Origin of the sequence: Micromonospora sp. URMC 105, from assembly GCF_051386295.1 — a bacterium.
Taxonomy (GTDB): domain Bacteria; phylum Actinomycetota; class Actinomycetes; order Mycobacteriales; family Micromonosporaceae; genus Micromonospora.
The window spans coordinates 47,928-54,660 of the sequence record NZ_JBPQTL010000033.1 but is presented as its reverse complement, the minus strand read 5'-3'; the positions used below and the strand labels follow the sequence as shown (position 1 = coordinate 54,660).

Annotated in this window: 6 protein-coding genes; 4 read left to right on the top strand and 2 right to left on the bottom strand. The window is 75.3% G+C overall.

The window, feature by feature from the left end:
• Window positions 1–109: 109 nt before the first annotated feature.
• Together ACSNN7_RS13765 and ACSNN7_RS13760 are read right to left on the bottom strand one after the other, a co-directional pair.
• Window positions 110–1,276 carry an acyl-CoA dehydrogenase family protein gene (locus tag ACSNN7_RS13765; protein ID WP_436681132.1) on the bottom strand — a complete coding sequence of 389 codons (1,167 nt, stop codon included), beginning with the start codon at window positions 1,274–1,276 and terminating at the stop codon, window positions 110–112.
• 40 nt (window positions 1,277–1,316) lie between these two features.
• Window positions 1,317–2,075, bottom strand: coding sequence for a class I SAM-dependent methyltransferase (locus ACSNN7_RS13760; protein ID WP_436681131.1), 759 nt, complete (start codon window positions 2,073–2,075; stop codon window positions 1,317–1,319).
• Between the two features lie 9 nt (window positions 2,076–2,084).
• Here ACSNN7_RS13760 and ACSNN7_RS13755 point away from each other — a divergent pair, with 9 nt between their 5' ends.
• The 4 genes from ACSNN7_RS13755 (at window position 2,085) to disA (ending at window position 6,730) form a co-directional block, all read left to right on the top strand.
• A complete protein-coding gene (locus ACSNN7_RS13755) occupies window positions 2,085–2,960 on the top strand; it encodes a UbiA family prenyltransferase (RefSeq protein WP_436681130.1) in 876 nt (291 codons plus the stop codon).
• Window positions 2,961–3,101: 141 nt separating this feature from the next.
• On the top strand, window positions 3,102–3,860 hold the full coding sequence (locus ACSNN7_RS13750; RefSeq protein WP_436681129.1) for a hypothetical protein: 759 nt from the start codon (window positions 3,102–3,104) through the stop codon (window positions 3,858–3,860).
• Window positions 3,861–3,948: 88 nt separating this feature from the next.
• Window positions 3,949–5,406 (top strand): DNA repair protein RadA, encoded by a 1,458-nt coding sequence (gene radA, locus ACSNN7_RS13745; protein WP_436681128.1) that lies wholly within the window; start codon window positions 3,949–3,951, stop codon window positions 5,404–5,406.
• Between the two features lie 142 nt (window positions 5,407–5,548).
• Window positions 5,549–6,730: a DNA integrity scanning diadenylate cyclase DisA gene (disA, locus tag ACSNN7_RS13740; RefSeq protein WP_436681127.1), complete on the top strand. Its 1,182-nt coding sequence runs from the start codon at window positions 5,549–5,551 to the stop codon at window positions 6,728–6,730.
• Window positions 6,731–6,733: the final 3 nt, after the last annotated feature.

Here is a 6,733-nt window from a genome sequence, read left to right as displayed (position 1 = left end):
GCCCGTGCCGCCCCGGCGGATCGTGATGCTGGCCTTCGGGCCGGGCCTGACCCTCTACGCCGCCCTGCGGGAACGCCCACCCCCACCGCCCACATCTGCCGTTCCTCGTTCACCAACGAGGAATCGATCCGTCGCGATCCGGGTCCCCACCCAGCGCCGCGATGCCGAGCCAGTCCGCGCAGACGTCCGAGGTCGCCGGGTGCAGCGAGCCGCAGCGCGCGTCCCGGTAGAGCCGCTCCAGCGGGTGGCCCCGTCGGGTCGCCGACGTGCCGGCCGCCTCCAGCACGGACGCCGCCACGTCGGCCGCGGTCGTACCGGCGAGCAGCTTGGCCCGCCACACCCAGCGGTTGGTCTCGGCGTCGCCGGGGGCCTCGTCGACCCGTCGGGCCGCCTCCGCCACCACCAGCTGCGCCGCCGCCACCGCCGCATCGGCCCGCCCGAGGCGGGCGCGCACCGCCGGCAGGCCGGCGAGGTTGCGGGCGTTCAGATGCTCGGCCGCCGCGTCCACCGCCGCCCGGGCCACCCCGACGTAGACGGCGGCGTAGCTGGCGACCAGCCAGTGCGGCATCAGCTGGGCCACCACCAGCGCCAGCCCCTCCACCCCGCCGAGCAGCCGGTCGGCCGGAACGGTCACGTCCAGGTGCAGGTCGTGCGAGGAGGTGGCCCGCATGCCGAGCGAGTCCCAGGTCGGCTCCACGGTCAGCCCGTCGCCGGCCGGCACCAGGAACTGGGAGACCACCGACTGGTCGGCGGCGCTGCGGGCGGCCACAAGATAGCCGTCCGGGTGCCCGGCGCCGGAGCAGAAGGTCTTGCTGCCCTTGATGTGCCAGCCCCCGTCGACCGGTTCGTAGACGGTGCTCAGCTGGGACAGGCGCGCGCCCGCGCCGCGTTCGCTCATCGCGACCGCGTACCAGGAGCCCTCGGCCGCCGCGCGGAGCAGGCGGTCCCGGGCGGCCAGCGCCGCGTCCGGTACGCCCAGCGCCTCGGCCAGTTCCTCGGTGACCGCGCCGAGCGCGCCGGTGACCGAGGCGTGCATGTTGAACACCAGCGCGGTCGCGCCGTTGCCCCGGGCCAGCTCGGTGGCGACCGCCGCGTACTCGGCGAAGGTGGCGCCCGCGCCACCCAGCCCGCGCGGCACCATCAGCCCGAAGAGCCCGGCCTCGCGCAGGTCGGCGAAGTCGTCCACCGGGAACGAGCCGTCCTGGTCGTGCCGGGCCGCCCGCGCGGCGAACCGCGGCGCCAACCGGCGGGCCGCCTCCAGCGCGTGCACCGTCATATCGCCCCCTCCTGCGTCCCTGTACCCCGGCGCGGTGCGGTTACCCGTGTCGCACCCCGTGTCCCTGATAGAGCACGGCGACCGACCGGGTCGGCCTGATCCGGGGCTGCCGGCCGTCGGCCGTCGAAGAAGGACGGCCCCGGGCCCGTCGGACGAGCCAGGCCAACGTCCCGCGCAGGCTCGGCCGGATGCCGCGGATCCGCAGGTGTACGCCGTGGCGCGCGCACTCGGCGACCAGCTCGCGGGCGTCCACGAACAACCGTGGATCGTGGATCCCCCGGGGCACCGTCGGCAGCCGCTCCCCGATCCGCACCGCCACCAGCCGGGCCAGTGCGGTGTCGTTCAACGTGTCCAGCACCAGCAGGCCACCGGGGCGCAGCAGCCGGCACGCCTCGGCGACCGCCCGCCGCCAGTCCGGTACGTGCTCCAGCAGCTCACCGGCGGCCACCACGTCGGCGCAGCCGTCCGCCAACGGCACCGCGGTGGCGTCGCCGTTGACCACGGTCACCCCGTGCTCGGCGGCCTGCGCCAGCGCCGACCGGGTCAGGTCGACCCCGACGTGCCGATAGCCCTTGCCGGCCAGGTGCGGGGCGAGCAGGCCGGCGCCGCAACCCAGGTCGACCAGCAGGGCGTCGGGCCGGGTGGCGGGCGGCACCAGGGCGGCCCGGGACCGGGCCAGCCAGTGCAGCATGGCGAACGCGCCGTCCGGCCGCCACCACTCGCCGGCCAGGTCGTCGTACTGGCGGGGGTCGTTGGGAGGCAGCACGCGGGGCGGAGTGGACCCGGGACCGTTCCGCATGGACCGAGCGTGGCACGACTCCCCGGTAACGACCAGACTTCCCTTATGTCGTCGACGGTGTTAGGGCTGGTCAGGGCGAGCCATCCGGAGCCGTCCGTGGCGGTCACCGCGGTGTCGGGGCTGCTCGCCTGGGGGGCCGGGCACTCCCCGGCCGGCGTCGCCGCGGTCACCGTGACCATCCTGGCCAGCCAACTCGCCGTCGGCTGGACCAACGACGCGCTGGACGCCGAACGGGACGCCACGGTGGGACGTACCGACAAGCCGGTCGCGGCGGGCGCGGTGCGCCGCCGCACGGTGGCGGTGGGCGCGGTGCTGGCGGCCCTGGCCACACCGCTGCTGGCGCTGACCACCAATCCCACCGCCGCGCTCTGGGTCACCCTCGCCCTGGTCTCGGCACTGCTCTACGACTGGCCCCTGAAGTCCACCCCGGTCTCCGTGCTGCCGTACGCGTTCTCCTTCGGGGCACTGCCCGCCTTCGTGGTGCTGGCCCTGCCGGGCGCGCCGGCGCCACCGGCCTGGCTGGTCGCCGCCGGGGCCTGCCTCGGGGCGGGGGCGCACTTCGCCAACGTGCTGCCGGATTTCGCCGACGACGCGCGCACCGGAGTGCGCGGGCTGCCACACCGGCTCGGCCCGGCGGGCAGCCGGATCGCCGCCGCCGGGCTGCTGCTCGCCGCGACGGTCACCCTGGTGGTGGGGCCACCCGGGCCGCCGTCGTGGCTGGGGCTGTCGGCCGTGGCGGCCGCCGCCGTGGTGCCACCCCTCGGCTGGTACGGCGGACGGGCCGCGGCCGGGGCCGGTGGCCGGCCGGTGGCGGCCTTCCGGGCGGTGATGGTGGTCGCCCTGATCGACGTGGTGCTGCTGGTCGCGAGCGGTCGGGTGATCTGACCCGCACCCGCCCAGGTGGCAGTACCGGGTCCCCGTGCGGCCGTCGATCAGCCCCAACTACCCTGGAGCGCGGTCTGCGCGGGTATGACCACCCCGCGCCCGGGGTACGGCCGGGTGGGGATCGTGACGAGGAGGACCGACGTGACGCGCTCGATCAGGGGTTCCCGGCGGGCGGCCCTGCTGCTGTCCGGCATGGCGGCGGCGACCGCCCTGCTGGCGACGGGCTGCGGGGCCGGCCAGATTGCCGAGACCGCCAACAAGGAGCCGTCGATCCAGGGCATCAACGTCCAGACCCCGGACAACGCCTACAAGGTGCGCGGCCTCTACGTGGAGTACCCCGGCACCGAGGGCCTCCGCATCGGCGCGAACGCCGCGCTCAACACCGTGATCTACAACGACACGCGGGACCCGGTGACCGTGACCGTCACCACGGAGAGCGCGCGCGGGGTCGTGATCACCGGCACGCCGGGCTCGACGCCCCCGCCGGAGAGCTCCGCGCCGGCGCAGAGCCCCTCCCCCTCCGCGAGCGCCTCCCCGTCGGGGAGCGCGTCGCCGTCCGGCTCCGCCTCCGCCAGCCCGTCGGAGAGCGCGTCGCCCAGCCCCTCGGCCCCGGCCGGCCAGCCCGCCCGCTTCGAGATCCCGGCGCTGAGCTACGTGCAGCTCAACGTGCAGGGTGGCCGCTACCTCCAGCTCGTCGGGCTGACCGAGGCGCTGCGCGTCGGCGAGCAGGTCGAGTTGACCTTCGACTTCGGCAACGGCCGGACCATCCAGACCGGCGCGCCGATCGGCGTGCCGCTGACCCCGGCCGCCCCGCCCTCCCCGATCATCGAGCGCGAGGGTGGCTACGAGGGCGGTGGCGAGGAGGGCGGCTCCGGCCACGGCGGCTCCGGCCACGGCTGATCGCCCCGTACGCAACTGTCGACACCGTCGGCGTGGTGACCACCACGCCGGCGGTGTTTTCGTCGTAGGAGGGGGTTAGCGTCCTGTGGTGACCACCTCCCGATCGACCCCGGCCCGCGGTGGCGCGGCCTCCGGCGCGTCCCGTGGCCGGGCCGCCCGCGAGCCCCGTCCGGCCTACGAGTGCGACGCGTGCGGGCACCAGCCGCCCAAGTGGGTGGGGCGCTGCCCCGAGTGCGGCGAGTGGGGCTCGGTGGTCGAGTGCACGGTCACCGGGCCGATGGTCTCCGGCCGGGTGGTCAGCTCCCGGATGCCGGCCGAGCCGGCCCGGCCGATCGCGACGATCAGCGCCGCTCCCGCGCGAGCCCGGCCCACCGGGGTCAGCGAGCTCGACCGGGTCCTCGGCGGCGGCCTGGTGCCCGGCGCGGTGGTGCTGCTCGCCGGCGAGCCGGGGGTCGGCAAGTCGACGCTGCTGCTCGACGTGGCCCAGCAGTGGGCGGCCGGCGCGGGCAGTCCCTCGCTGGTGGTCAGCGGGGAGGAGTCGGTCAGCCAGGTGCGGCTGCGCGCCGAGCGGATGGGCACCCTGCACGACCAGCTCTACCTGGCCGCCGAGAGCGACCTGAGCGCGGTGCTCGGCCACCTCGACGCGGTCAAGCCGGGCCTGCTGGTGCTCGACTCGGTGCAGACGATCTCCACCACCGGCACCGAGGGCGTGCCGGGCGGCGTCACCCAGGTCCGGGCGGTCACCGCCGCGCTGGTCGCCGTCGCCAAGGAGCGCGGCATCGCCACCGTGCTGGTCGGCCACGTCACGAAGGACGGTCAGGTGGCCGGTCCCCGGGTGCTGGAGCACCTGGTCGACGTGGTGCTGCACTTCGAGGGTGACAAGCACTCGTCGCTGCGGATGGTCCGGGGCGTGAAGAACCGGTTCGGCGCCGCTGACGAGGTCGGCTGCTTCGAGATGCACGAGGGCGGCATCAGCAGCCTCGCCGATCCGTCCGGGCTCTTCCTGACCCGCTACTCGGAGCCGGTGCCCGGCACCTGTGTGACGGTGGCGATGGAGGGGCGCCGGGCGCTGGTCACCGAGGTGCAGGCGCTGATCGGAGCGACGGTGGCCGGCTCACCGAGGCGTACCGTCTCGGGGCTGGACTCCGCCCGGCTGGCCATGGTGCTGGCCGTGCTCCAGCGCCGCACCGAGCGGCTGACGCTGCACGACCGGGAGGTCTTCGCCGCCACCGTCGGCGGCATCCGGGTGGTGGAGCCCGCGGCCGACCTCGCCGTCGCCCTGGCCGTCGCCTCCGGCGGACTCAACCTGGCCATCGCGCCCAACCTGGTGGCGATCGGCGAGGTCGGGCTGACCGGCGAGGTGCGCCGGGTGGGCGCGGTGCCCCGCCGGCTGGCCGAGGCGGCCCGGCTCGGCTTCAAGGTGGCGCTGGTGCCGCCGGGCTGCGGGCCCGCCAGCACCGGAGCGGGCCCGGAGAACATGCGGGTGATGGAGGTCACGGACGTGCGCGCGGCGCTGCAGTGTGTCGCCCGCGCAAGCGCAGAATGACCCACGGTGGCCGTCCGGGCCGGACCGCGCGGGCCATACCGGACAGGCCCGGCACCCTCGCCGGCACTCGGGGATCCGACGCCGTGACACATCACAGTAACCACGACAGCACCCACCGCACGGCAGTCCGTAGACTGTGCGCGTGCCGACCGACCGCGACACCACCAAGCCTGCCGGCGCGGCTCCCCACGCCCGCACCGGTGCCGTGGGCTCGCCCGCGCGCCCGATCAGCGTGAGCGTGACCGCGGGCGCCGGGAGCGCCGGCGATCCGCTGCGGGCCAACCTCGCCCTGATGGCGCCCGGCACCGCGCTGCGCGACGGTCTCGAACGGATCCTGCGCGGCCGCACCGGGGCGCTGATCGTCCTCGGCTACGACAAGGTGGTCGAGCAGATCTGCACCGGCGGGTTCCCGCTCGACGTCGAGTTCTCCGCCACCCGGGTCCGCGAGCTGTGCAAGATGGACGGCGCGGTGGTCCTCTCCAGCGACGGCACCCGGATCGTCCGGGCGGCGGTGCACCTGATGCCCGACCCGTCCATCCCGACCGAGGAGTCCGGCACCCGGCACCGCACCGCGGAGCGGGTGGCCCGGCAGACCGGCTACCCGGTCATCTCGGTCAGCCAGTCCATGCGGATCATCAGCCTCTACGTCAACGGGCAGCGGCACGTCCTGGACGACTCGGCGGCGATCCTGTCCCGGGCCAACCAGGCCCTGGCCACCCTGGAGCGCTACAAGCTCCGCCTGGACGAGGTCTCCGGCACGCTCTCCGCGCTGGAGATCGAGGACCTGGTCACCGTACGGGACGCGGTCGCGGTGGTGCAGCGGCTGGAGATGGTCCGCCGGATCGCCGACGAGATCGCCGGATACGTGGTCGAGCTGGGCACCGACGGCCGGCTGCTCGCCCTCCAGCTCGACGAGCTGATGGCCGGCGTGGACGCCGACCGCACCCTGGTCATCCGCGACTACCTGCCCACCGGCCGCAAGTCGCGCACCCTCGACGAGGCGCTGGTCGAGCTGGACCTGCTCGGCGCGACGGAGCTGATCGACCTGGTCTCGGTGGCCAAGGCGATCGGCTACCCAGCCGCCTCCGACGCCCTCGACGCGGCGGTCAGCCCGCGCGGCTTCCGGCTGCTGGCCAAGGTGCCCCGCCTGCCGGTGGCGATCGTCGACCGGCTGGTCGTCCACTTCGGCAGCCTCCAGCGGCTGCTCGGCGCCACCGTTGAGGACCTGCAGGCCGTCGACGGGGTCGGCGACGCGCGGGCCCGGGGCGTACGGGAGGGTCTGTCCCGGCTCGCCGAGGCGTCCATCCTGGAGCGGTACGTCTGACCG

Excerpts from the sequence above, each read along its gene's own strand:
- ACSNN7_RS13765 (WP_436681132.1), bottom strand. The coding sequence starts at position 1,276 with ATGACGGTGCACGCGCTGGAGGCGGCCCGCCGGTTGGCGCCGCGGTTC.
- ACSNN7_RS13760 (WP_436681131.1), bottom strand. The coding sequence starts at position 2,075 with ATGCGGAACGGTCCCGGGTCCACTCCGCCCCGCGTGCTGCCTCCCAAC.